At 56.0% G+C, this 23,536-nt stretch carries 24 protein-coding genes and 2 tRNA genes; 5 read left to right on the plus strand and 21 right to left on the minus strand.

The annotated features are described in order from the left end of the window. Positions 1–26: 26 nt before the first annotated feature. The 5 genes from SIC15_RS11065 to SIC15_RS11085 all read left to right on the plus strand — a co-directional run bounded on the left by SIC15_RS11065 (position 27) and on the right by SIC15_RS11085 (position 3,937). Entirely contained in the window at positions 27–1,097 is a 1,071-nt protein-coding gene (locus SIC15_RS11065; protein WP_412535890.1) for a hypothetical protein, read from the plus strand. A gap of 103 nt (positions 1,098–1,200) precedes the next feature. Further along, complete coding sequence (locus SIC15_RS11070; RefSeq protein WP_412535891.1) at positions 1,201–2,289, plus strand: hypothetical protein; 1,089 nt, start codon at positions 1,201–1,203, stop codon at positions 2,287–2,289. Positions 2,290–2,435: 146 nt separating this feature from the next. Further along, positions 2,436–3,386 (plus strand): DMT family transporter, encoded by a 951-nt coding sequence (locus tag SIC15_RS11075; protein WP_412535892.1) that lies wholly within the window; start codon positions 2,436–2,438, stop codon positions 3,384–3,386. A gap of 55 nt (positions 3,387–3,441) precedes the next feature. Then, positions 3,442–3,518 (plus strand) — tRNA-Val (locus SIC15_RS11080). Positions 3,519–3,682: 164 nt separating this feature from the next. Further along, the gene (locus tag SIC15_RS11085; protein ID WP_412535893.1) at positions 3,683–3,937 is read left to right on the plus strand and encodes a hypothetical protein; all 255 of its coding nucleotides are present in this window, start codon (positions 3,683–3,685) and stop codon (positions 3,935–3,937) included. Between the two features lie 245 nt (positions 3,938–4,182). Here SIC15_RS11085 and SIC15_RS11090 read toward each other — a convergent pair whose 3' ends face one another. From SIC15_RS11090 to SIC15_RS11190, 21 genes are all read right to left on the minus strand, one after another. Continuing rightward, positions 4,183–4,314 carry a hypothetical protein gene (locus SIC15_RS11090; RefSeq protein ID WP_412535894.1) on the minus strand — a complete coding sequence of 44 codons (132 nt, stop codon included), beginning with the start codon at positions 4,312–4,314 and terminating at the stop codon, positions 4,183–4,185. 416 nt (positions 4,315–4,730) lie between these two features. Further along, positions 4,731–7,328 (minus strand): hypothetical protein, encoded by a 2,598-nt coding sequence (locus tag SIC15_RS11095; RefSeq protein WP_412535895.1) that lies wholly within the window; start codon positions 7,326–7,328, stop codon positions 4,731–4,733. Continuing rightward, positions 7,328–8,785 (minus strand): LamG-like jellyroll fold domain-containing protein, encoded by a 1,458-nt coding sequence (locus SIC15_RS11100; RefSeq protein WP_412535896.1) that lies wholly within the window; start codon positions 8,783–8,785, stop codon positions 7,328–7,330. Before SIC15_RS11100 ends, SIC15_RS11095 begins: the two co-directional genes overlap by 1 nt. Continuing rightward, complete coding sequence (locus SIC15_RS11105; RefSeq protein WP_412535897.1) at positions 8,785–9,189, minus strand: hypothetical protein; 405 nt, start codon at positions 9,187–9,189, stop codon at positions 8,785–8,787. Before SIC15_RS11105 ends, SIC15_RS11100 begins: the two co-directional genes overlap by 1 nt. Then, positions 9,186–9,539: a hypothetical protein gene (locus SIC15_RS11110; RefSeq protein WP_412535898.1), complete on the minus strand. Its 354-nt coding sequence runs from the start codon at positions 9,537–9,539 to the stop codon at positions 9,186–9,188. The genes SIC15_RS11105 and SIC15_RS11110 overlap by 4 nt, the downstream gene beginning before the upstream one ends. Continuing rightward, a complete protein-coding gene (locus SIC15_RS11115) occupies positions 9,536–12,295 on the minus strand; it encodes a phage tail tape measure protein (RefSeq protein ID WP_412535899.1) in 2,760 nt (919 codons plus the stop codon). The genes SIC15_RS11110 and SIC15_RS11115 overlap by 4 nt, the downstream gene beginning before the upstream one ends. A 59-nt stretch (positions 12,296–12,354) precedes the next feature. After that, complete coding sequence (locus tag SIC15_RS11120) at positions 12,355–12,771, minus strand: DUF4124 domain-containing protein (protein ID WP_412535900.1); 417 nt, start codon at positions 12,769–12,771, stop codon at positions 12,355–12,357. 164 nt (positions 12,772–12,935) lie between these two features. Further along, on the minus strand, positions 12,936–13,442 hold the full coding sequence (locus tag SIC15_RS11125) for a hypothetical protein (protein ID WP_412535901.1): 507 nt from the start codon (positions 13,440–13,442) through the stop codon (positions 12,936–12,938). Further along, positions 13,439–14,410: a hypothetical protein gene (locus tag SIC15_RS11130; protein ID WP_412535902.1), complete on the minus strand. Its 972-nt coding sequence runs from the start codon at positions 14,408–14,410 to the stop codon at positions 13,439–13,441. Before SIC15_RS11130 ends, SIC15_RS11125 begins: the two co-directional genes overlap by 4 nt. A 57-nt stretch (positions 14,411–14,467) precedes the next feature. Further along, a complete protein-coding gene (locus SIC15_RS11135) occupies positions 14,468–14,878 on the minus strand; it encodes a hypothetical protein (protein WP_412535903.1) in 411 nt (136 codons plus the stop codon). Continuing rightward, positions 14,878–15,495, minus strand: coding sequence for a phage tail protein (locus SIC15_RS11140; protein WP_412535904.1), 618 nt, complete (start codon positions 15,493–15,495; stop codon positions 14,878–14,880). Before SIC15_RS11140 ends, SIC15_RS11135 begins: the two co-directional genes overlap by 1 nt. After that, positions 15,485–15,799 (minus strand): hypothetical protein, encoded by a 315-nt coding sequence (locus tag SIC15_RS11145; RefSeq protein WP_412535905.1) that lies wholly within the window; start codon positions 15,797–15,799, stop codon positions 15,485–15,487. Before SIC15_RS11145 ends, SIC15_RS11140 begins: the two co-directional genes overlap by 11 nt. Continuing rightward, on the minus strand, positions 15,799–16,062 hold the full coding sequence (locus tag SIC15_RS11150) for a hypothetical protein (protein WP_412535906.1): 264 nt from the start codon (positions 16,060–16,062) through the stop codon (positions 15,799–15,801). Before SIC15_RS11150 ends, SIC15_RS11145 begins: the two co-directional genes overlap by 1 nt. A gap of 89 nt (positions 16,063–16,151) precedes the next feature. Beyond that, on the minus strand, positions 16,152–17,171 hold the full coding sequence (locus tag SIC15_RS11155) for a major capsid protein (RefSeq protein WP_412535907.1): 1,020 nt from the start codon (positions 17,169–17,171) through the stop codon (positions 16,152–16,154). 61 nt (positions 17,172–17,232) lie between these two features. Further along, positions 17,233–17,601: a head decoration protein gene (locus SIC15_RS11160; RefSeq protein ID WP_412535908.1), complete on the minus strand. Its 369-nt coding sequence runs from the start codon at positions 17,599–17,601 to the stop codon at positions 17,233–17,235. 63 nt (positions 17,602–17,664) lie between these two features. Beyond that, the gene (locus SIC15_RS11165) at positions 17,665–18,990 is read right to left on the minus strand and encodes a S49 family peptidase (RefSeq protein WP_412535909.1); all 1,326 of its coding nucleotides are present in this window, start codon (positions 18,988–18,990) and stop codon (positions 17,665–17,667) included. Positions 18,991–19,163: 173 nt separating this feature from the next. Continuing rightward, positions 19,164–19,238 (minus strand) — tRNA-Met (locus SIC15_RS11170). A gap of 5 nt (positions 19,239–19,243) precedes the next feature. Then, positions 19,244–20,839 (minus strand): phage portal protein, encoded by a 1,596-nt coding sequence (locus SIC15_RS11175; protein ID WP_412535910.1) that lies wholly within the window; start codon positions 20,837–20,839, stop codon positions 19,244–19,246. After that, positions 20,836–21,039 carry a phage head-tail joining protein gene (locus SIC15_RS11180; RefSeq protein WP_412535911.1) on the minus strand — a complete coding sequence of 68 codons (204 nt, stop codon included), beginning with the start codon at positions 21,037–21,039 and terminating at the stop codon, positions 20,836–20,838. Before SIC15_RS11180 ends, SIC15_RS11175 begins: the two co-directional genes overlap by 4 nt. Next, positions 21,036–23,063, minus strand: a complete 2,028-nt coding sequence (locus SIC15_RS11185) for a phage terminase large subunit family protein (RefSeq protein WP_412535912.1) — start codon at positions 23,061–23,063, stop codon at positions 21,036–21,038. Before SIC15_RS11185 ends, SIC15_RS11180 begins: the two co-directional genes overlap by 4 nt. Next, positions 22,948–23,466 carry a terminase small subunit gene (locus SIC15_RS11190; RefSeq protein ID WP_412535913.1) on the minus strand — a complete coding sequence of 173 codons (519 nt, stop codon included), beginning with the start codon at positions 23,464–23,466 and terminating at the stop codon, positions 22,948–22,950. The genes SIC15_RS11185 and SIC15_RS11190 overlap by 116 nt, the downstream gene beginning before the upstream one ends. Between the last annotated feature and the right edge of the window lie 70 nt (positions 23,467–23,536).

Here is a 23,536-nt window from a genome sequence, read left to right on the forward strand (position 1 = left end):
ACAACAATAATCAAGGGACCTGCCGCATGCCCGGTAAGGCTATTATTCTTTTCACAATCATAACTGCCGTTGTGGTTGGCACGGGGTATCTGCTTTCCGCCGACAACCACACCCGATTCAGTTGGTTCACGAAGCCGGCCAGCGATATCGGGTCCGCTTCTTCTCAGAGCCCAACTGAGACAGTCCAGCCGTCGCCCGATCCCGTGCAGCAACCCGAGCCACCATCGGACAACGCCCTTGGCTTTATGCTGGCCAGTGTTGCCGATCAGTACGCTGAAGCCACACGATATCCAGCCTGGTCGGTGCCTCTAAGCCCGGAACAGGCCCGCGCCTACCGTGGCAATCACTACGAGCCTGTCAGCCTGCCTCTGGAGGGTAACGGGCAATTCACAGTCACGCTTGAAAAATACCGGTTTACAGAAGGCGAACAAATTCTTGTTGCTGCGGCCATCCAAGGCCCTCAGGTAGTTGACCGCTCTCTTTCCGCAACCTTGGAGAGACCCGAAAGCCGTAATGCCGTCGCCAGCACCACACTGGAGCAAGCCGGTTCGCCGGGTTACTTCGAGGGCGTTCTGGCCGCCAATGAGTCACCGGGGGAATACCGCCTGATCGTCGAAGCCCGGCTCGACGGCAAACCAGTTCGCCACGCCTCAACGCTGACCGTAGAGCCCTACCTGGGGGACTTTGAGGGGTTGGGCAATGCCTGGGTCAGCGGCAACAACCTGATTATCCCCGTTCGGTTCTCTCCGGAAGATCCCGGCTTTTATGCGCTCTCGGCCCAGCTTTACGTCGGCCAGCGTCCGGTTGCCCAGCTGCAGGTGGAGAAACGGCTGGACAGCACTTCGGACACCATCAACCTCAGGGCCCACGGCACGGTGTTGGCGAACCAGACCGTGGACGGTCAACTTCAGCTGAAGAACCTGCAGATTCGCCAGCTCCCAGCCAGGCCAGGTGACAGAACCAACTACGCTTTCGGCCCCGACGAGGGCTACTCATTCACACCGCCGGACCTCGAGAGCCTGACCGACACCCCGGCGGTGGACCCCGAATCGGAACAACGGGCGGCGCTGCTCAGGCAGCTTGCCGACAAGTTCTGATGGCAGAGCGTGAGCTTTGCGCCGGCTGACGCCGGGCTGTACCGCCACAGAGTGGCGGAGAAACGTCTTGTGACAACAATAACTCAGCAAAGACGGAGCAACTATGAAAACAACAAAGATCGGAAGTGCCTGTAAGGCCGCCCTGGCGGTCGCCATCACCGGCAGCCTCTTTGCCGGAACCGCCCAGGCCCAACTGGCCGGGCACAATGTGATCCTGGTGCACGGCTTCCAACAGGAAGACCTGGCCAACCCTCCCGCCAACCTTCAGCAAGTGAAGAGCGCCGGTGAGGACTACTGGCGCACCTTCTGGCTCTCCCGTGCGGAGGCCCGCATCGACTGGGGCAGTGACGGGCGCGTTGAAGGTGGCATTGCCCAGCAGGCCTATGAACAGATGCGGCAGATCAGTCAGCAAGGGCTGTGCAATGACTACTGCATTGTCGTTTCCCACTCCACCGGTGATCTGGTTACGCGCTATCTGCTGGAAAACCAGGCTCGCTGGCTTCAGTCTGAGGGCCTTCAACCGCTGAAAATCCTGGCGTCCCTCGACTACTCCGGCGCAGGCGGGGGCACAGAACTGGCCAACCTGGCCTTGAGCCTTGCCTACAACGACAGCTGGTACAATTGGCCCCTCAGGGCGGCGGTCGAAGCGTTCACAGGCATTGAGCCGGAACCAGGAAAACTGGGCGTGGTAAACGACCTTCAGACCAATGCAGCGCGCAACCTGGCGGTGAGCCCGAATTCGATCCCCAGGTTGCGCTTTGTGGCCGGTGGATCGTCCTACGGCGGAATCACCAAGCCGTTCATTGCTGGTACCGACGATGGCGTGGTCCCCACCCATTCTGCCTGCGGTGCAACCTCCGCATCCGGAATTGATTCCTGCTCCTCAAGTATCAGCCTGGCGGGCAAGGTAACCAGCCAGAATGGCCCAAGTGCTCTGTACTTCAACCACTACCCGGTACTGATGAACGAGGGTGTCACCCACAGCGGTGTGCTCGGTTCCGAGACAGGCAACATCTCCGTGCCGGTGGTCAACAACACCATCCTTGGCGGCCTGCAGGTTGATTTCGCCAGCCGCACCTATAACAAGCGTGCATGGTGGCAGTGGTGGGGTTCCGGTGACCGATACATCGAAGTGCCGGGTTCGGACCAGACGGATATGTCCAATCTGGTATACACCACCCTGAACAACTAACTGCTCCTGGACAGATCAAACCAAAGGCTCAGGGAAGAGCCTCATCCCGCCTCGGTAATTCTACCCATCTTTCCTTTTTAGTTCGCAAACTATACATTGGTTCGCTTTCCCAGTTTGATTCACTCATTGCCGGCAAGCCATAACCGATGTCTGACACCCACAAATCCGATCTTCTTCTGGTTGTTGTCACCCTGTTCGCAGCGATCAGCTGGATGTTCTCCAAAGAAGCCGTGCTGCTGATGCCCCCGTTGATGTTCATGGCCGCCAGATTTCTGATTGCTGGCACGGTCCTGGCTTTTTTCGCCCGGCGCGCGCTGATGAAGCTGAGCCTGGATCAACTCCGCAGAAGCGTGGGGGTCGGCCTTGTGTTTGGCACGGCCATGACCTGCTGGGTGATGGGACTGGTTCATATTACCAGCCTGGGCGAAGGAGCTTTTCTGACCAGTCTGGGGGTTGTCATTGTTCCCATCATCGCCCGTTTAGTGTTCAAGGAGGCCCAGCCTCCGAGTACCTGGCTGGCCATTCCTATTGCCGTTGCCGGGCTTGCATTTCTATCCCTCGAAAACGGATTTCGCCCCGAAGCGGGCCAGATCTTCTTTATTGTAGCCGCGACGATCTTCGCCCTGTATTTCAATCTCAATACCCGGGCGGCCAATCAGAGAACGGTGATCAACCGGCAGGGCCAGACTGTAGAGAAACATCGAGTGCCAGCCCTGCCCCTGACAGCCATTGCCCTGCTCACCGTAGGTATGCTGACGCTGATCGAATCCATAATTATGGAACCCTGGCGGCCTACCCTGAATAACCTCTCACCAATGCTGGTATGGTGGGTGGTGGCCAGTGCCGTGATTGGAACGGCCGGCCGCTTCCTGCTTCAGACACTGGCCCAGAGCCTGTCGGCAAACAGCCATGGCGTCGTGATTCTGGTGCTGGAACCAGTGTGGGTTGCTCTTTTCGCGGCAGGTTGGTTTGGCGAGACCATGACCAGCATTCAACTGGCCGGCTGTGGCCTGATCTTCGCCGCATTGATCGTCAACCGCTGGGCAGTTTTGAGCAAACTGATCAAAGAGAAACTACGGAATCGGAAAACCGCATAAAAGAGGTTGACCGGCATCGGCTGAATCAGTATATTTCGTCCCCGTTGCAGGACACAGGACCATAGCTCAGTTGGTTAGAGCGCTACCTTGACATGGTAGAGGTCCCCAGTTCGAATCTGGGTGGTCCTACCAATCCTGCCAAGAAAGTCAGTTACTTACGCGCACCGTAAGAACTGGCTTTTTTTCTTTCCCGATATTTTCCAGATATTTTCCCGAAACGAATCGCTTATACAGTGGTCGCTCTCCCCTGCTTTTCACGTATCCTCCAGCACTTCAACCAGGCAGAGTGAACACCGTTGAGAATTACCACAGAAATGCTCCAGGAGCTTGAGCGATCGATAGCCCCAGATGCCCAGGCAGAGATCCGAATCTACGCCGGCGGCTGCGATATCCGCGTGCGCTGGAACAAAGGATTGAGAGAAGCCAATCAGAACTTGGGCGCGGAGCAGCTGGCCCAGATCGAAGAGTTTCGGGAAGAGAAAATGCGGCAGGCCTGGAACAAGCTGATTGCCAAGTTCCAGGGGTTGCGGGAGATGAAGCCTCGTTACTGAGGCTCACGGGAAGGTAAGAGATTTCGCACGCCAGGTGGCGCCGATCACGCGCAACGATGCGCTGAACAAAAGGTAGACTGGCCACCGGTCTGAAGGAACAGGCCGTCTCGGACCAAAGCCGGCAGGGATGCCAGGCGAACGCGACACCTGCCCAGTGGTGTGACTACAGCGAGAGTGCTGCCTGAGACTATTAAGGGAGGGGCCGAAAGCCCCTCCCCTTTTTCCGCCATAAGACGGCGCCGCCTCTACTCCAGCCGACTAATACCAATCAGAACATCCATAACAACACCCATGGCTTTCTCCAGATCACTCTTAGAAATGTTCTGCAGGTAGAAAGCCAGAAGGTTCAGCACAGTCTTGATGAATTGAACTTCCATAATCAACTCCATTGGTTTGTTGGTATCCATAAGACACCGGGCTGTGCTGAAAAATCGAAGAATATGATTTATTCTTAGATTGCGGTAATGAAGCGACCAAACTTTTAACCGCGTTCAACAAGCAGGCCTCAGTGCCTGCTTTCTTTTTATACGCTGGATGAAAATCTGGCAAGCCATACCATCATCGAAAATAACTTGGTTACTCTTTGTTTTTAATATATTTTCGCCTTTAATAAAGCGTGTACAATCTGACAACGTATCCCCTACTGCGACAAGGTATTTACCGACTTATAAGCATGCGATTAACATTTGCGAATTCAATTTCTAATGGCCTTTGTGACAATTAAATCCGCCCTAAGTCAATTAAACTGACATTTTCAATTTGTGATCTGCGTCACACTTTTGGAGACCTATTTTCAGATCAAACCGACGGAACAAAGCAGAAAACCGTTCTGCTCACTCCTCTCGATAATGTCCTGGACCGGATCCGAGTAACCACCTACATGATTCAGCAGTACGGGCTTCCTCGTGGTGGCTCCCGTTTTGTAATTCATAGCAACAGAAGCAATTGAATGAGGCCCCGAACGGTAACCGGCAGCAGTCAGGAGATACTGGCTGGAAATTTTCAATGGCGCCTGTGGTTTTATATCTGTCTGGCTGTTCGTGTTGCTTCCAGTGATTCCGATGTTTGGTAAGGGATCCGGTGCATAAGCATTGATTTCGATCGGCCCGGAAATTCTCAAAGCCTCTTCCTGGACAATCATGGATCCACCCAGCCAAAACTCCACGATCTCCACAATCTCGTTGCCTGTGATTGAGCCGGCGGCTGTGACCGCTCCGCTGGAAAACTCCGGGTCATTGTAGGTAGTGTTTACCGATTCGCTCAGCGTGTACTGATAGCCGCCATAGGCAACCGCGCAGAAATCAAACCTCACATCGATCGAGAGAAGATTCTCTTCCCAGTCAATACCACCAACTTGGGCAGCCTGTGAGTTAGAAACTCGGAAGTGCCCGCCACTGTCATTTTGAAGCGAATCATAGGTCAGGTTTTGCTGCTCGTATGCTTGGTAGGGAATCGTGAACAGTATGTTCCCATCGCTGGTGATGACAGAGAATGGACCGCTGCGGGTTTCGTTAATCGTCCCACTGGCCGTATATTCGATCTGCGTGCCTATATCCAGGTAATCATACTGTGCTTCGCGAATGCTGTTGATTGCGGCGTGTTGCTCATAAGCGATCACTTCGCGATCACCCACGAAATCACAGTAAATAGGAATCAAGTACGAACCGGCCTGGTAGGATCGATAAAGGCTCCCTGTCGTGGTGATCTGTCCCAGATCCGGAGTGTCACTTTGCACGTTGTAGCTTTCATTTACGGTGAGCGTCCCGATGGATTGGTTTCGGGTCCAGATTTGCTGCACAGAGAAGCCTGTTGCCAAGTCATATCTCAGCAAATCAATGTGCAGGTTGTCTGCATCCAGCAGGTCACCAACAATGGTGCAAACCGCTTTGTCACCGCTATCGGAAAAATAGAAATGGCTCTGGTAAGTCATTTCCACGGGTAACGTGTGTTGGTGCAGGAACTCCAGCGACCCGATCGGCATCATTGCCGAATCCACGGCCACCCGAAACACCTGGAAGGATTGCCCTGGCAGGGATCCCCGAACATCAAGCGGGATGAATTCACGGTCCGATGCAACAACAATCAGCCACCGCTGGCCTTGACCATCCTCGTGCACCGCGGCACCAAACACATTATCGAACGCGCCGGCGTTCGGTTCTGTGGAAAGATCCAGAATCAGGTTCAGGTCATGAAAAACATACGGCTCCGTTTTCCAATCGGCCTGGAAGCCGGAAAGCCCGAAATCCAGCTGATCCATCCGGTGAGCCCTTCCGGGAGGGCCAGACCAGGAAAGAACCAACTTGTCACTATTGAACCAGTTCTTGTTCCCGTAGTAACGGGCTTTGCCCCGCTCAATTACCAGGTCTGCAGCGTTGGGAATAGCCGTCCACGCATTATTCAAACCATCAGCGGTGCCAAGAGGCGGATTGATCGGTGTTCCAGACGACTCGAAGGGCTCGCCATAGGTCTCTTTCTGGGCCGTATAGTTGGTACCGAGCACACCATCGTATTTTGCGGGTTCAAACACGAATCCGAAAAGCGAGCATGGGACTGGCTCTTTCTCGAAGCCAATCACAAGGGGTCCGCTGGATGTAAACCGAACCAGAACTCGATCACCCTTTTGGAAAGCAGACCCATCGCAATCCATGTAAACGATAGGGATATCAGTGAGGATGTCAGCCTGGTTAATCGCCAGGCCCTGCGCGCTTGAGACAGCAGCATCCAGACGCACGGTGCACATATCGGCCTGAATCTTCGTGATTTCGCCAACACGGTAGCGGGGCATCCACTTCTGAACACCAGGGAGAAGTGCGGCATTCAAGTAGATCTGGGCCCCAGACTGTCCGATTCCAGGGAAGAGAGCCCCGTCTCTGGAAGCATCATAAACAGCTTCATTGGCATAACCCGGCTGAATGATAATGGCTTGACCGCCTTCGTCATTCACATCGACCAGGCCGACCTCCCCACTCAAATCCAGCGTGTAGTCAGCGCACCAGAGCTCCAACTCTCTGCCCTCCGGAACTGACTCAAGCTGGTTTCGGCGCTTAAGCGCTGCCAAGTTTTCGCTGATCAGTTGAGAAACGTAAATATCAAGCTGACGCAGCTCACCATTGAGGCGAATCAAAACCTTTTGATTACCCAAAAGATCACTGCGATACTCATCGGGATTCTGCTGATACAACTGAATCCAGTCATCAACATAACCACTCACCTCATTCACTCGCTGCTGCTTTTCTAGGCGGGCCAATTTCGCTTCTGGCAGCATGATAGCTAACTCAGCAATCCTTGCATTCAACACCTCCAGCTCCTGCTGTATGCCTTCCACAGCCAGCTTCTGCCGAACTCGGTATTTTCCATCTGCAATATGGCCGACGATCTCACCCTTCGACATTATCGCTCACCCACTTCGCAGAACTTGTCGGTGTCGTTCACGTAGTAATTGATGTAATCGGCTTGAAAGGATTCGTTCAAAGCAGTCACCGTCATACCCGGCTGCAGGAAAAGATCAATGTCACAAAGCACACGGCGCTTTCCGTTCGGCTTGCTGGTGCTGCGAATCCCAGTCAGCGCCCGGCTTCCAGTAGAAAATGGCTTTCCTCGCATGTACCCGGAAACCGTCAGTGTAAGGGAGCCTCTACCTCTATCTTCCCTTGCATCATCAAAAGCCGAACGAAGGATTTCCTCAAATTGCACCTGGCCAGTGGCAAGTTTGTAGCCCTTCTGAATAACCAGCTCACCGTTCGAGCGCGCTTCGATATCCGCAACGTATTGATCTGCCGCAGGGATCACCGCCTGCACATAAGCCGAACGGGTACCGGCCTGATTAGTGGCCTGCCAGCTGGAAATACCCCCAATCACCAGGTCATCCAATCCATCGCCGGCGCCGGTGATGACGAGCTGGTAAACCTCCTGAATCTCGACAGGCGGCAATTTCGACACCCAATCCTGAAAGGCCACTGCTCGGAAACTGATGGGGAAAACAACGTCGAGGGATACTTCTGTGGGATTCACTTGAACAGCGAATTCAGCCACGATCGGCAGTGTGGCGTCCAGGGCCACATTGTAGGTGATCGGTGAAATGTCGGTGATCAGCGGCTCAGAGGGGCCTGCCGTATCAAGGCTGGCTATTTCGGCGGGTGTGAGCTTTCGATTCCAAATCGCAGCATCCTGAATGATCCCATCGATCACGCTCTGCGTGTCGTAAACATCGCCCTCATCAAAGTCTTCCGCGCCAATCAGGCAGCTGTCAGACGTTCCAGTATCGTCATAGATATCAAAAGTGCTAGACCCGGAAACGCTTGAGATAACCGAACCATTCACGTACAGATCTACACTTGTACTATCTCCGCACAGAACGACATCGTGCCACTGGCCATCTGTAAATGGGTCGGTGGTAATCGTATCGCTCGATCCACCAGCGCCAACAAAGAATTCGCCAGCACCAGAAGTCAAATAGACCCCGTTGGCAGATCCACGGCCGAAAAAGATGAGAGCCAAATCCATGGCGCTGTATGTGTCTTTGATTTTGGTTCGCTGGTAATAGCGAAGTCGAAACGTAAACGCAGAAAGCGAAGGCGCAGATGGTGCCTGGTCGATGCGAATGACGGCAATGCTGGTACGGTCTGAATAGGATCCATCCCAATTGACACTGAGATCACGTCCATGGCCAGCCGGAGTCGTGACGGCCGTGGCGTCATACTCGCCGGAAGTCAGCGCCGCCATTGCATAACACTGCGCGTTCCAACCGCCGATCACGTCGGCAACAGCTGTACCGGAGGTTTCTTCCATGGCCCAGAAGTGAATCAGGCCATCGCCCTGGGCTGTTAGCAGGTCAGCGTACTTTGCCATCAGACAGGCATCCGAATTACACCAGAGGTGAGGTTAACCGGTTCGTTAGCGACCACAGTTTCAGGACTCACTATCACAGCTGCACCGCTGCCAGAGCCTCCCGCGGACAGATAAATTACCTCTTCACCGCTTTTGTTGAGCAGCCTGGCCCAACCAGCATCACCGCCATCCGGCGCTGAGTCTTCATTAGTCCATCCACTGAACGTGATAACACCATTAGATTCTGTCCCAACGGTTGAACTCAGAACGAAGGTAGCCAGCAAAGTATCGGTGATGGTATTGCCGAGGCTGGCCGGCATGTTGCCGGTGTAGATCTCCATCACCGGATCGGTACCTGCGCCGGAGGCAAGATCGGCAAGAACAGCCTGTGCCAGCGTCTGGCCAAGTGAAACACGGATTTTCATTGATCAAGCCTCTTTTCGATCAGGATCTGGATTCGCGCCTGGTTATTGCTCAGGCTGAAGGGCCCCGGCGCACCGATGAAACACCCCTCCTCCGTAGCAACAATCAGGCGGCTGTAGGTTTTTGCCATGCGGCGAACGTTCTCAACCACCGCCTTGCTCCGGGCCGGCCACCGGATATCAAATGTTCGATCTGCATCGGAATAGCCAAAGTCAGGAATGGCCGCTTTGCCATCGAGAGTTGGAATGCGATTGTTCCTGCGCTCGAAACCCACCAGGCCTTCCTGCTCCACCTCCGAAAGCTGAACGTGACCATCCAGATCAAACAGCGGTGCCGTAATGGAAACATTCATGATCTAAGCCCCAACAGCATTTCTTCACCCTCGGCATTTACCTTGACCTGCAGGTTTTCGAGAATCTGGTACCAGATCGCTTCCAGGTGCGGTGCCAGGCCGGGAGCGTTCACCGTGAGCGCGGATTCGCCCCGGGAAATCTGGCGGGTTTTCTCTTTGATCAAATCCACCTGGGCCTGAGTCAGCTTGCTCTGGTCATCCAGGGCTTGTTGCCGAAACTCGTTTTCCTGGCGGATCTGTTTGGATAGATCGATCTGGGTGGAACGGCTGGCATCATCGAACCCGCCGAAGAGCTCGCTGATGACATCGCCGGTGTTGGTGAAGGTGTCGCTGATGGTTTTGGCGATCGCCTCCACCTTTTTGGCGTTGGCCTCCACCTCGGCGATGTCCAGGGAAATGTTTGCCTCGATGTTCTTGATCCGCTCATTGCTGGCGATCTTTTCCATCTCGATGTAAAACTTTTCAGACTGCTCCACCGCCTTTTCGGTTTTCTTGGCGGTGTCCTCCATCGCGGTACCAGACTTGACGATGGTTCCGGAGAAGGAATTGATCTTGCCGGTGGCCTCGTCGTAGCCCAGCTTGAGAGTCTGGTTGCTGTCCGATAGCTCTTTGGTGGTGCGCGAAACCTCACCCAGGGCGCCCCCACTTCTCTCAACAGAATCACTGAGCTCATCCAGCGCCGTCGTAACTTCACGCTGGTTACCGCTGTAGTCAGAGAGGGAATCGTTGAGGGCTTTCTGTTCAGCAGAGTTCTTCACCAACTCTGAAGCTCGATTGTTCAGAGCTTCAATATCCAGCTCTGCCGCTTGTTTGGTGTTATCCAGGGATTCTGCCAGGCGATCATTCAGCTCCCGAAGCTCATCGGTTTCACGAGCCGTGGCCTCTACCTGGTTGCCAACGCCCTCGAGGCTACCGTTGATCTTGGCAATCTCATCGGCGTTGAACTTCTCATACAGCCAGCCACCGATAGACTGGCCAAACTCCTCTTCGATCGGCCCGATGATGTACTCGTTGATCAGCTGCCCCAGCCCATAACCACCCGCCAGAGCGAGGCCAACCAGGCCGAACTTTCCGGCACCGGCCGCAATGGTTTTCACACTGTTCAAATTACCGATCAGCGCCTTGAAGCCCTGCGCACCGGCCAGCGCGGTGAGGCCGGTACCGATGGACTCCAGGCCACCGGCCAGGCCGCCAATGGCTGGCAACACGGTATCAATGGCTTTACCAACGCCGAGCATTTCGCCAATGGATTTCTTGGCGCTTTCATCCAGAGATTCGAACTCTTCAATACCTCTGCCCAGTGCGATGAACAGAGGCTCAAGGCCTTCGGCAATGCCAGACGAGATGTTTACCAGAGCGGTGAACGCATCCACCACACGCTGCATGGCAGACTGCAAGCCTTCCACGGTGGAAAGATCCACGTTGCCGAACAGGCCAACGAACAAATCATCAAGTTCGTCACCCAGATCGCCGAAGGATTCGAGCAGGTCTGAGAAGTCCAGCCCTGAGAGCGCTTCAGGGAAGTTTTCAGCAATAACTTGAAGCTTCTGGTCGATATCCTGCGCAAGGCCTTCCAGGCCGTTCAGGATCGGCGCAAACGCACCATCTTCCAGACGGATCTCATTACCCAACGAATTAAAGGTACTTGTAATCGATTTGACGATGCTCTGTGTCTCATCCGTGAGAGCAGAGCCGTAAGCGATCAGGGCCGAGTTAATATTGTTTTTGAGGGTCTGGACGATCTTATCCAGATCGGCCTGCAACTGGTTAGCGGCACTCGCGGCTGCTCCGGCATTGTCCTCGAATTGTTTCAGGTTCTCATTGAACTTGTCCGATGCCGTACCCGCCAACGAGAACACAACCGGCAATGATTCAACTGATCCGAACAGCTTGCTGATAAGCTCCGTGCTACCACCGGTGGCATCCTTAACATCCGCCATCACCCCGGCAAAGCCCTTGCTCTTCAGGGCAGAAGCGTTGAACTCAATACCCAACTCAGCAGCAACATCAGAAGCTTCTTTGGTCGGCTTGATGATGGCGGCAATAGCCGCCCGTAAACCGGTCACTGCCAGCTTTGTGCTACTTCCCGTTTCCGCCGTAATTGTGGCCAACGCAGCGGCCAACTCATCAAAGCTGACACCCGCGCCCTGAGCGATCGGCGCGATCCGCCCGATGGTGTCTGCCAGTTCCGGGATAGTTGTTTGGCCCAGCCGAACCGCTGTGAAGAAATCATCGGCGAATTCACCGGCCTGACTCGCTTCAGCACCGAACGCGTTGAGTGTGCTGACCAGGGCAACGGTTGTGGATTCCAGATCCGCACGCCCCGCAACAGCCAGCTGTTCAGAAGCTGCAATGATCTCCAGCGAATTACGGTAATCCACACCAGCAGAAATGGCGCTGTAGGTCGCCTGGGTGATTTGCTGGAGAGAGGCAGTGGACTGCTCTGAGTACTGAAGAATCTGGGCCTGGAAGTCCTGCAGATTCTCCGCAGGCTGGCCAATGATTGTGGCAATTTCAGCAAAGGCCGTATCGAAATCATCCGACAGCTTCACAGCAAACGCGGTGATACCTACGCCGGCGGCAGCCAGCGCAACGTCCAGCTTAACGATACTGTCTGTGATATCAGCCAGGACACCGGTCACATTGCCGGTTTTGTTCACCAGGCCATCCAGCCCACGGCCAACCGAACTGATGGCGCCACCGGTGTTATCAACGCCGCCGAAGATCAGCTCTACCGTTTTCTTGAGGTCTGCCATGTTTTCTCCGGGCATTAAAAAACCCCGCCGAAGCGAGGTTCATTGATTCAGGATTTCTTCTAGCTGCAGTAAAAAGCCACTTCGCTTTCCCATCGAGTCACGCGGTCTTCAGCATCTCTCCGCTCGCTTTGTTTGTAACCGCGCCGGAGAAGCTGATCGAGCTCATTTTCATACCTTTGAAGGATAATCTTTGCCTTTCGGCATGAACTGGATTCAGCGCGGGGTTGCTGAGAGGTTGAAGAAATATCACTCTCAGCTCTACGCTCGGAACGTTCCTGGTCGATACGATCCAGCATTTCTCGCTGACGATCCGTAACCATGGAGCCGGTCTTACTTTCCCGGATGTGCACCTCCTCCTGCTGACCAGGTGGAGGCTGTGTACCGAAGTGGACGTTGCCGTTCTCATCAGTCCACTTGTACACCTGGGCAACGGCAGAGAATGAGAGAGTGGCAAGAAGGAGCAAAAAGAAGCGCATGGATTACCTCCGTGTAACAGTTGGTAAAATCTTAGCACATTACTTTTTGCTCTGCGCTTGGAACCATAGTGCCCACAAGGCCACTTCCGTTTCCGTTAGGTAGCCCTCTGGAAACACATCGGGCCGGATCTCGAACAGAAACCGGCCCTTGCGATCCGCCAGGGCTAAGCTTGCCTGGATGCCTGGGTCTTTCCAGAGGGCTTTCGCTTTACCTGGGCAACCTTGCCCTGTCCAGTCAGGTTGTAGATCTGAACAGAAAGCTCCAGGAAGTCCATCGGGTAGGCGTCGGCAATCCGAACCACATCCTGAATCTTCAGCTGAGGAGAGACCACCGCCATTTGAACGTGAGAGAGCTTTTTCGCCAACGCCTTCGGGGTGTCATCACCCAGACCCAACCCGGACAGCAATCCCTGCGCTCTTTCGGATTCAGTACCGGCCAACTGTTCAGCGACCTTCAGCAGCAGTTTGCTGTTGTCCGCTTCCTGATCTGCCTTCGCCAATTCTTCAGCGGTCAGGCCTCGCACCCGGAAAACCACTGGCACCGGCTTGGCGTCATCGCCCTCACCTTCAAAGCCACCAAAGCCAGCAGCGGTGAGACCAGAGAGCGGGACATCCTCCGCCCGCTCCTGGAACTTCGCCTTACGGAAATTGGCAAGGTCGAAATTACTCACAGCGATACCTCTTTGCCCTTCTCATCCACGTTGATGGTGCAGCTGGCCACGATATCACCACCGGCCGGGAAGGTCCGAGCGATGGAAAGCACGCCCTGCTCAATGAAGTGCTGGGGCCGGTTCTTGTCTGGATAGAACCGGAAGTACAGGTTCTGCCCCTGAACTCCCGCGATGGTGTCACTGATGCCATCAGTGAGATCCACGCTGAAGGTGGCGTTGTTCAAGCTCTGGGAGCGGGAGTTTTTCACCCGGGTGTAGGTCTGCTTACTCGAGGAAGAATAGCCAACCTCGGAAGGCACGAAGTCATAGGCATCGAACGCTTCAATGAACTCTGGAGTGGCGAAGCTGGCATAGACGCCTTTTGGAACATTGCCGGTGTGGATCTTCTTCAGCGCGGAACTGAAGCTCACCTCACCATTCACGTAGTCAATGGTGGCAATCGGGAACACGGCGCTTTCCATGTGCACGTTCACCAGCTGGAAGATCTCGCCTTCAGTCACAGAGGCAGCAGAAGCGCTGGTCAGGCGGACTTGTGCCAGTTCAATGGAGCCAACAGCAATGAGCGGCGGGCCACCTGCGTCACCACGAACTTCCGAAAATGCCGTGCCTTCGGTGCCAACAACCGCCGTCACATCCCCGGCACCATCACACACGATGCTGTTGATCCTGTGGGTTTCAGTGGATGCACGAGTTACCGCAATGTTGGACTGAGCCGCAACTGCCAGTTCCACGCCCGACACAAAAGCGGTGAAGGCGGCGATCGCTACCGCATCATTTCCAGTGGCTGGGGAGCAGGCACCACCGGTAACCACACCATCAGCCCGAACCACAGGCGCAAAGCCCGCAGCCTGCGACCAAAGCTCTTCACCGGATTCAAAGGTTTGTGCATCGCCGGAATCTTGCAATGCAGTCATGGGAAAGGCGTTCTGCCCGCCTTCAAATTCGAGCAGCGCGTTGTCTGTAGACATAGGGTTTCTCCTGGTTTTCAAGCGCCACCGGGCGCGGGGTTTGTCTGTCTGGAGGTGTTACTCATAAGGGCTGGTGTTGCTGGTTTCGTAGATGATCTGGAAGGTCACCAAGATGATCATTTCCTTTTGGCCCGGGTCTGGAGAGTCCATAACCGAATCCGTATAGCTAATGTGCTTGCAGAGCCCGCCAAGTGTCTGATCGCTGGCAAGAGCATCGTTCAGAAGCGCAGCCAGCATTTGGTTGCCCTGGACGCTGGAATTGATCGAGCGGTCTATTTTGGCCATCTCCCCAACATTGAGCGTCAGGGTCATTTCATACTTCCGGTACTTCAGCTTCTCCGCCGTTTCAGACGGATCCCAGATCACCCGTGCCGGAAGATCCTGTTCGCTGTCCAGCTGCTCACCACGTTTTGCGTTCAAACGGTCAGCAAAAGCCTGAACAACCTGTTCTCGAATGCTGTCTGGCATCAGAAGCCCCTCAGAATGGCGTCGATCTCTTTCTCGAATTGCTGCATCTGATAAAGAGACATCCGTTCACCCACCTCTTCCTTTACATCCGTGAATACCTGGGAAAGAGAGGGCCCGTAAAAAACTTTGATCCTTCCACCCTCAGAACCGATTCTTGATCGCCGCCCAGCGATCGCAACCCGACCCGAGGTGCCAGGCAGTACAATGTAGAAAGGCTTACCTTGGATTTCGCTATCACCTTCAAACACCTTCGCTCCGCCGGATGGCTTAACCTTTACGCGGATGCCACGCGATGGAATTGCCGGAGGTTTGAGCCAACTGACCTTGTCACCAGCAATGCTCGTGTCCGTTGAGAATCGAGAAAGCAAGAGGCCTCTGGAGGGTGTCGAGACCTTTGACTGAAGCTTTTTCTGTGACGCCTTGGTGATCGTCATCAGACTCTTTACATAGGCAGCATTGAGACGAACCTGCTTGCGTATATCCTGGCTGGATTCTGTTCTGGCTTTCGTCACTGTCTTATTAAGTGAACGGGCATGAGCCCGAGTAGCGCCATCCGAAAATTTCGCCAACAGAGCCCGCACTTCCTGCAGGCTGGAACGATCAACCTCAACTTGCATTGGCGTAGTGCCTCGTCACCTGCCCGTCATCCGTGATCAGCCCGTCCAGTATCCACTCGGTTTGCCCGATGGTTACCTTGTCACCGCGCCGGGGCCGATCCACATAGATCTTCCGGATCTCAATCTGGTCCCGGAACGCAGGCATGTTCGTTTCATACACCTGGCGCTGCTCAACAGCCCGATCCAGAATGCAGCGGATCTCAAAGCTGGCGCCCTGGTCATTGGTGTACACCGCATCCACGGCGAACTGATCATCAATGGCGGACTCAAGCCGGCCCGCCATTGAATCGAACTTGCTGGCCATTACTCGCCGCTTTGCTCGTCGCCGGTTTCGTCTTCGTCCGATGCATCACCGCTGGCGTCTGGCGCAGCACCAGAGGCGAGCACGGGCCGCTCACCTAATTCGCCATCGTCTTTGATCACGCGAACGCAGCTTTCATACTTCTTCAGCTCAGGAGCGGTCATTTCGCCTCTGGTACCAGCTTTGATCACGATCTTTTCACCAGTGCTTTTATCGCGGTCTTCAACCCGCTTGATAAACACCACCTTGGTTTTCTTTGCAGCCATGTCATTCACCTTTCAGGGTTCGATTCAGATATGAAAAAGCCGGCTCTGTCGCAAAACAGGCCGGCTTCCTTCATGGTTTGGTGTTCCGCTTACGGATTGGGCAGAACCTTTGCGCACAGAGTGGCATCGATCCGGCGGAGAACTGGCAGCGGGCCAGATTGAGTCATGATGTATTCGACACCAGGATCATTGTCTGGCCAGTTCTTCGGCCACATTTCCGCTTCCTGGTACTGCGCGTTGGCATCAAGAATCGCACCATAGGTGCGAACACCACTGGCACCTGCAACACTGGCAATTACGATGTGGCCGTAGGGAATAAAGTATTGCTTGTTGCCCTGTGCATCCTTGTACCAGCCCTTGTATTCCCAAAGTTCAGCGCCATTTTCACGGAAGCGGCCAGCATATGATGCATCCACCTCAGCAGGCGCCATCTCCAGACGTGTCTCGGAACCACGGCGGGTTTCAGCCAGTTCCTTGAAATCCTCGTCTTTAAATGCTGCTCGCAGAGTACCGGGGCCAAAGAATACGTGGGTTGCCGGAGACTCAAGCAGTTCAAACCAGTCCTGAAAATCCTCAACGGGATTGGCAGTGGTCTGGTTCCAGGCAGCCGCACCACCTGAAATATCGATGGTCAGATTGGGGTCGCGCCGGAAATCCAGCAACTTCTCCGGATACTTCGGCCCTGAAACAACTACCTGGCCAGTCAGAAGCACCTGGGCCAGCATCCACTCTTCACGGCGACGAATCTTCTTACGGTGAGTGGCCAGCAAATCCATTCGGATCGCGTCCGCCCTTTCCTCTGGCGTCAGCGGGCCACTGAAACCTTCTCCGGGCCGGCGCTCCAGTACACGATCGGGGCTCACAACATCCTTGGGTTTCAGATAAGGCGGGATGAACTTACGAAGCTCTCCACCAGGCTGCTGGCTCACCTGGCCAGGCACATAGGGGCTCACAAACGGAGCCAGTTTGAAATCTTCATCCCAGGCATCAAAGGCAATTTCTTTGGTGCCGAAAGTAACGAACCCCGGGCAAAAGAGGTTCAGCAGGAACGGCATGAACGGATCCAGACGGCGGGTACCGTCCAGCAACTCAGTGGTGCTGTAAGTCATGGGGTGATCTCCTCAGATCTGGTTAATCAGGTGATGCTGGTAACGCAGGGCTACCGGGCGATCACTCCGGGGTTACAAGTGAGATAGGCGTGCCGTCGAACGCGGCCAGCTGCTCAGTGGCGCTCCAGCTGGTGTGAAACTTCACCTGGGTTTTGTCCAGGTCGCCACCCTTTGCAAACACCACATTCATAGCGCCACCAGAGGCGTCCGCATCGTGGTTCAGAACGCCAACGGCTTTTTGGGAACCATCGGTGGCATCCTGCTGGGATTCCACGAGTTCACCACTGGCAGAAACACGGCCAATCACGGTACCGCGCTCCAGGTTCTGGCCACTGGACAAAGTGCCGCTGTCGAATGCCACCAGGCCGCCCAAGATAAACGGCGCCGGCTGGTAAGGCACGTATGAAGAGCCTGCGTAGATATCAGACATGGTTGTTTCCTCTCGGTTAAAAACAGGTTCTCAAACCGCCCGCCAGTGGCGAGCCGTTCCGGGTTAGTGGACTTTCTTGCTGGTGCCGGTTGCTTTGGCGTGAGCAGCGGCCAACTTCGCACCGCCTTTGAGCTCACCGCCCTCTTCGCCGGTAGCCGCATCCGCCGCGATTTCCGGCTGCTTGGTATTGCCCATGGCAGCATTCAGCAGGCCAGACGGTGCTGCTGCGCTCTGTTCTGGAATCTCCGCCGCAGCCAATGCAGCTTTGGCATCTTCCACAGACATCGTGGTTTTGAACGCCAGGTGCTGCGCAAGCTTGGTGCGGCCTTCGGCTTCGTCACACTGCAGGATGCCGGCAATGCGGGCCTGCTCAGTGGCGGCCGCATCAGCAGCCAGCTTGGTGGTATCCACGGTTTCCGGTTGCTCAGTGCTGGCTTCCGGGGCGGGTGCCGGTGCTGCTGCCGCCGGCTTGGTCTTTGATTCAACCGTCATAGTGCTAACTCCGATTGTCGTGGTGGTTTGGATGTAGTCAGAGAAGGCGGCCAGCATGTCGTGGCCATTGATGAGCTCGTCCGCAAATCCAACATCGATTGCGTCCTGCCCGGTATAGATGGCCGCCTCAGTGGCAAGCACATCCGATGCAGAGAGGCCGATATGGGTACCAACCATCTCCGCGAACTCATTGCGAAGCCGGTCTGATTCGGCCTGGAATCTGGCGAGCACCTGCTCAGGCAGGTTCTCGTATGGGTTGCCATCCACTTTGAAGGCGCCAGAGTGGATCAACGTCACATCAATGCCGTTGGCTTTCAGCTGCTCTTCAAAGCTGGCGTGCATCATCACCACACCCACGGAACCGGTCCGGGCGCTGGTGGTGGTGTATCGGTAATCCGTGGCGCTGTGCAGGGCCATGCCAGCGCTGCAGGCCATGTCGTAGGAGATGGAAGCGATCGGCTTCTGACCACGCAGCTCATTCAGCCGCCGCGCAGTGTCAAAGCAGCCAGCAACCTCACCGCCCGGCGTGTCCATATCCAGGAGAATCCCGTTCACGGTTGGATCCGCCAGGGCGTCTTCCACCCGGGCAATGATCCCGTCGTAACCGGTCATCCCGGAATACGGCTGCAGGTGCCCGAACTTGTGAACCAGCGTGCCGGCAACAGGGATCAGGGCAACCCCGTTGAGTACTTCGTAAGGCCGGTTACGGGGCCGATCAGAGCCAAACGAATCCGCCCGCATCCGCAGCTTTTCCTGCGACTCGATCAGGCCGAACTCATCCTGCAGGCTGGCAACTCCAAGCCGGGGCGCCAACGCGCCAAGAAATACCCGGGCATAGCCAGGCTCCAGCAACAGCGGCTGATTCAGCACACGGGCTGCAATGTTCTGGTTTCGCATAGTTTTCTCCGGGCATAAGAAAGCCCGCACGTTGGCGGGCTCGGATCTTCTTCATTGCGGCCTACTGAACTTAAAGAGGGCGGCAGCCTCACCGAAGCGTCTATAGGAATGACCTACTGAGCGTTGCTGGCTCAGCGTGTGTTCAGCACGCACGTTGTAATCTGAACGACAAGTGGTAGCAGGGGCTGGACTCGAACCAGCGACCTTCGGGATATGAGCCCGATGAGCTACCGCTGCTCTACCCTGCTAAAACTCAGTTTTCGGCTACCGCCTCCGGCTCCTCCTGGTCTGGAGCAAGGGCCAAGGCTTTCACCCAGCTGGGTGGCGGAAGGCCGGCTTTCTTCCGTTCGTCCATCTCCCGGACCTGCTGGGCAAACACTTCCTGATAGTCCTCGCCCATCTTCGCCAGCTCTTTCTCATAGGTGGAAAGGCCGGATTCGATCAGCAGGATGGATTCCTTCACTTCCTTCAGGCCATCGATGGCAATACGGCCGGAGCCGATCCACTCACAGTTGCACCAGGAAGCCTTTGCTTCGTAGAAGCCGCGGGTGGCCGATCTGGGCATGCGGATGCGTCCGCTATCCAGCGCCTCTTCCAGCCACAGCGCAAACACCATGGAGGCAAAGCGGCTGGGGATGATCTTCCGGCGGCCCATGAAGTAGCGCCAGCTCTCCATCATGCTGGCCCGGGCGGTGCTGTAGCTCAGTTGCCGGTAATCCTTGGTCAGCGATTCGCTGGAGGTGTTGGTGCCGGCGGCAATCCAGCGGGTGATGGAGGATTCCAGTTCGCTGAAGCCGTTGTCGGCGTTGGCGCTGGTCAGCAGCTTGAGTTCTTCACCCGGCATCAGGTGCGGGATCTTCACGCCGTTCAGGCGGATATCGGCACCCTCGTGGTAATCAGCGAGGGTGCTCATGTATTGAGTGAGCTTGTCGGTGCTCAGGTCGCCACCGATAATCTCCATGGCGGCTTCGTTGCCCAGCTCACTCTCAATCACCGCCGCGTACATGGCGTTAACAATGGCGTTCTGCAGCTTGGTCTGCTGCAGTTTGCTCAGCTGGGGCAGCTGTTCCATCACGCTGAGGAACTGGTTTTCCCCTCGGGTCTGGCCATCGCCACGAGGCTCGAACACGTGCAGGAACTGCTGCCGCCCCCACCGGGTTTCCCTGGGCACGAAGGTCCAGGCGTTGCCCATGCCATCGGACAGGCCATAACCGGTGATGTCATGGTTGCGAACCCAGTAACCAACGGCTGCACCGAAGCGGTCGACCTTTACGCCAGCCCGCAGGCTGTTGCTGTCCGGCGCGTGATTCGGGTTGCAAACCCGGTGGTGGTTCACCAGCTTGATGGCCGTGTTGAACAGTGCCCCGGGCCTGCCGGTGATCCATTCAGCGGAGGCCATACCCTCGCCGGCGCTGGTGTGGGTGGCCGTAATTTCCCGACACATCATGGTCAGGGTGCGCTTGCGCTCGGCATCCACATAGCAGTTGATCGGGTCCTCGGCGTATTCGGTGAAAGCGTCCTCCACCTCTTTCGCGAAGGCACGGGCATCCTCTTCACTCATGCCGAGCGCCCGCCATTTCGGCTTGTAGCTCAGCCGGAACATGTGGCCAACGATGTTATCCACGTGCAGCTGCACGCCGTTTTTGGCCAGTGCATGGTTGCGCACCAGGTCTTCAGCACGGGCATTGCCACGCTTCAGGTCTGGCAGCAAGGCCGCATCCGCCGTTTTGGCGCGCGGGTTCCAGCGCTGCAGCTGGCCACCAAAGCCGGTACCGGTGCCGGTGTAGCTCTCAGCCTTCCGGATCGGCTGGCCTGAACTGTCGACAAAGCTGATTTCTGGAGTCTTCACAGAATGAACCTCGCAGGACGACGGCGCCCAACTCCGCCAATCTGGCGTTCCAGACTGTCGATGTAGGCCGCCAGGTCTTTCTTGCTGGCCTGGGAGAATTCAACGGTTTTGCCGTCCCGCTGAATGCGAACCACGGCCTGCCCGGTCAGCAGGTTGTGGTAGGCATTGCGGGCCTCCAGCAGCTGGGTTTCAAGACTCATCGCATTCTCCGGGCAATATCAGCCAGGCTTGCACCTTCTGGCTTTGAATTCTGGGGTTTGGTTTCGATTCTCTGTGCCGGCTTCTCCGGAACTGGTGCCGCTACTGACGGTGCCAGCAGATCTCCCTGCATCAGCTGCGCTTCCAGGGCATCCCACTGGTCCGGCTTGCGAACGTGAACCTTCACAGTTCTGGCTGCATGGAGGGCGTACACTTCGCAGTCCAGCCCCTCATTGCGCACACCGGCTTTCGGCTGCCAGCTCTTCCGGCCGCCTCGCCTGCGATCCGGCGCTTTGATCTCAGCCGTTATCTGGTTGTAGTAGTCATCCCTCACACCCTGGTACCAGTGCATCCGGCCCGGACCGTTGCCGGTGAGCTTCAACCGAGCGTCGATCAGGTCCTTGCCCTTCTCGGTACCGACCATGAACACCGGCAGGCCGTAGCGGCTGGCCTTGGTGGTCTTGGCATTTACATCAATCTTCTTCGCTGGGGTGACAATCTCGCGGTTCAGGTTGTTGCTTTCACCCTTGATCGCCATCACTTTCACGCCCCGGCCACGCCGGCTGCGCACGTAGTGATACACGGCATCGTTGGTCTGGCCATCGGAGGAGTCGATGCTCGCTGCAGACACCTGAAGGTTGAAGCCGAGCTCATGCCGATAGGCGCCAAACAGGAATTTATCCAGCTCATCCCACACTGGATCTGCCTTATCGCTGCAGCTGCCAGCGGCGTAGATCTCCCCCCAGAACACCAGCCAGCTTTCCTCTCCCCGGCCCCATGCACGAACAATGATGGCCAGGCGATCGTGTTGAACGTCGACGCCAACGGTGAGCACCAGCCCGCCGGCCGGTACCGTCAGTTCCTGATACTCTTCCGCCCGCTCGCGTAGGGTGTCGGTGTCCGGAGCATCTGTCCGGTACTCATAAGAGAGACCCAGGGTGTTGTTGACGAAGCCGATCATGTAGCTGTCATCACCCAGATTCAGGTGGTGCTGGGCCTTGAGATACTTCTCAGCCAGCAGTTGCAGCTTGGAGCCCGGGAACGGGCTGTAAAGTTCGTTGATGTAGAAGCCAGCGGTACCGCGGAACGGCTTGTGGGCTTTCCAATAGCCCTTCTTCACGTTCCGGTTTTTGTCGATATCCCGCCACAGCACACCGCAGTGGGGGCAGCCATACCGCGCAGTTTCCGGCTGGGCTTTACCCAGAACCTCATCTGCAACTGGCGCATCTTCATTCCACACCACGTTGTCCCAGCTGAGCACATGCTCTTCACCGCACTCATGGCAGGGCACCATGAACATGCGCTGATCACTGGAAGCAAAGGCCTCATCAACACGGGACAAGCCCTTCACAGTGGGGGTGCCACCGAAGATCACCTTCCGGTATTCGTAGGTCTTTGCCCGTTCCTCGAGCAGGTTGATGGAATCGCCCTGCCCGCTGACGCTGGTGTTACAGTCGTCCGGTTCCTCAACACAGACCACCGGCGCCGAGAGTGACTTAACGTTGTCGGCTGCGTTCGAGGCAACCAGCGCAAGGAACCCGCCCGGGAACTTCTTAAAGTCGTTCCGGTTGCCGGAGCTGCGAGAAGTCGAGACATCCACCAGGGCTCGCAGCACCGGTGTCACCTCAATCATCGGGTTGAACTTCTGGTCCAGGTACTTCCGGATCGTCTTCTCTTTCGGGAACAGAAGCACGATCGGGCACGGATCGTTGTGAATCCGCCGGCCCAGATAGTTGTTCCAAGCCCCATCAGTCCAGGCCACTTGGGATGACTTCCGGCAAACCAGCTTCTTGACGGCCGGATCATCCAGCGCATCCAAAATGCCAGGCACCCACGGAGTGAGATCCGTGGAGTACTTGCCAGACCAGGCACTACTCTCCTGGGCAATGTACCGGTGCTTGTTCGCCCAATCAGTTGAGCTGATCTTCTCCGGTGGCAGGAACTTCGCCATGGCCTGGGCCATCACCCGGTCCAGATTCGCGGCCAAGCGCTGCCAGCTGTCGGAGGACGGATCGAGAATGCTCATTCAGTAGCTCGATATCGAGATTGATGTCGTACAGCGTATCGATCTCAGTCTTGAGTTTCGGGTTGCCCGTCAGCAGCTCAGTGCGGATAGACAACGCCACGGATTCCAATCGAGCCCCCACCAGTACCGCTGGTACCAGTTCTTCAAGATCCTTCGCCAGGGCCAGCTCCTCGCGGTCCCCTTTGATGCGCTCCAGGCGCTCACGGGCTGACTCATGACGGGCGCCGTTGACCGCGCGCTCCATCAGCCACTCGTGAACATCCTGGGTGTCATACTCATTCGCTTGTCCGCGACCGCCGGCCTTGGCGATCGGGAACGAAGCGTCTTTCTGATAAGCCGTAAAAGACCTTTCGGAAATACCGAAGATCTCAGCGAGCTCTCGCTTATTTACTCGCTTACCCATTGCTAACTCTCTGATTCAAAACCAAGGAAGGAAGGCCAAGGTTGCGCCAAGTCTGCGAAAAAACCGCGAG

It is taken from the genome of Marinobacter sp. MIT932201 (genome assembly GCF_047123295.1).
GTDB lineage: Bacteria > Pseudomonadota > Gammaproteobacteria > Pseudomonadales > Oleiphilaceae > Marinobacter > Marinobacter salsuginis.

Coding starts and splice junctions, on each gene's coding strand:
- SIC15_RS11130 (WP_412535902.1), bottom strand. CDS start 14,410: ATGTCTACAGACAACGCGCTGCTCGAATTTGAAGGCGGGCAGAACGCC.
- SIC15_RS11185 (WP_412535912.1), bottom strand. CDS start 23,063: ATGAGCATTCTCGATCCGTCCTCCGACAGCTGGCAGCGCTTGGCCGCG.
- SIC15_RS11135 (WP_412535903.1), bottom strand. CDS start 14,878: ATGCCAGACAGCATTCGAGAACAGGTTGTTCAGGCTTTTGCTGACCGT.
- SIC15_RS11155 (WP_412535907.1), bottom strand. CDS start 17,171: ATGACTTACAGCACCACTGAGTTGCTGGACGGTACCCGCCGTCTGGAT.
- SIC15_RS11150 (WP_412535906.1), bottom strand. CDS start 16,062: ATGGCTGCAAAGAAAACCAAGGTGGTGTTTATCAAGCGGGTTGAAGAC.
- SIC15_RS11070 (WP_412535891.1), top strand. CDS start 1,201: ATGAAAACAACAAAGATCGGAAGTGCCTGTAAGGCCGCCCTGGCGGTC.
- SIC15_RS11075 (WP_412535892.1), top strand. CDS start 2,436: ATGTCTGACACCCACAAATCCGATCTTCTTCTGGTTGTTGTCACCCTG.
- SIC15_RS11160 (WP_412535908.1), bottom strand. CDS start 17,601: ATGTCTGATATCTACGCAGGCTCTTCATACGTGCCTTACCAGCCGGCG.
- SIC15_RS11100 (WP_412535896.1), bottom strand. CDS start 8,785: ATGGCAAAGTACGCTGACCTGCTAACAGCCCAGGGCGATGGCCTGATT.
- SIC15_RS11190 (WP_412535913.1), bottom strand. CDS start 23,466: ATGGGTAAGCGAGTAAATAAGCGAGAGCTCGCTGAGATCTTCGGTATT.
- SIC15_RS11115 (WP_412535899.1), bottom strand. CDS start 12,295: ATGGCAGACCTCAAGAAAACGGTAGAGCTGATCTTCGGCGGCGTTGAT.
- SIC15_RS11090 (WP_412535894.1), bottom strand. CDS start 4,314: ATGGAAGTTCAATTCATCAAGACTGTGCTGAACCTTCTGGCTTTCTAC.
- SIC15_RS11180 (WP_412535911.1), bottom strand. CDS start 21,039: ATGAGTCTTGAAACCCAGCTGCTGGAGGCCCGCAATGCCTACCACAAC.
- SIC15_RS11145 (WP_412535905.1), bottom strand. CDS start 15,799: ATGGCCAGCAAGTTCGATTCAATGGCGGGCCGGCTTGAGTCCGCCATT.
- SIC15_RS11105 (WP_412535897.1), bottom strand. CDS start 9,189: ATGAAAATCCGTGTTTCACTTGGCCAGACGCTGGCACAGGCTGTTCTT.
- SIC15_RS11065 (WP_412535890.1), top strand. CDS start 27: ATGCCCGGTAAGGCTATTATTCTTTTCACAATCATAACTGCCGTTGTG.
- SIC15_RS11165 (WP_412535909.1), bottom strand. CDS start 18,990: ATGCGAAACCAGAACATTGCAGCCCGTGTGCTGAATCAGCCGCTGTTG.
- SIC15_RS11095 (WP_412535895.1), bottom strand. CDS start 7,328: ATGTCGAAGGGTGAGATCGTCGGCCATATTGCAGATGGAAAATACCGA.
- SIC15_RS11140 (WP_412535904.1), bottom strand. CDS start 15,495: ATGCAAGTTGAGGTTGATCGTTCCAGCCTGCAGGAAGTGCGGGCTCTG.
- SIC15_RS11120 (WP_412535900.1), bottom strand. CDS start 12,771: ATGCGCTTCTTTTTGCTCCTTCTTGCCACTCTCTCATTCTCTGCCGTT.
- SIC15_RS11110 (WP_412535898.1), bottom strand. CDS start 9,539: ATGAATGTTTCCATTACGGCACCGCTGTTTGATCTGGATGGTCACGTT.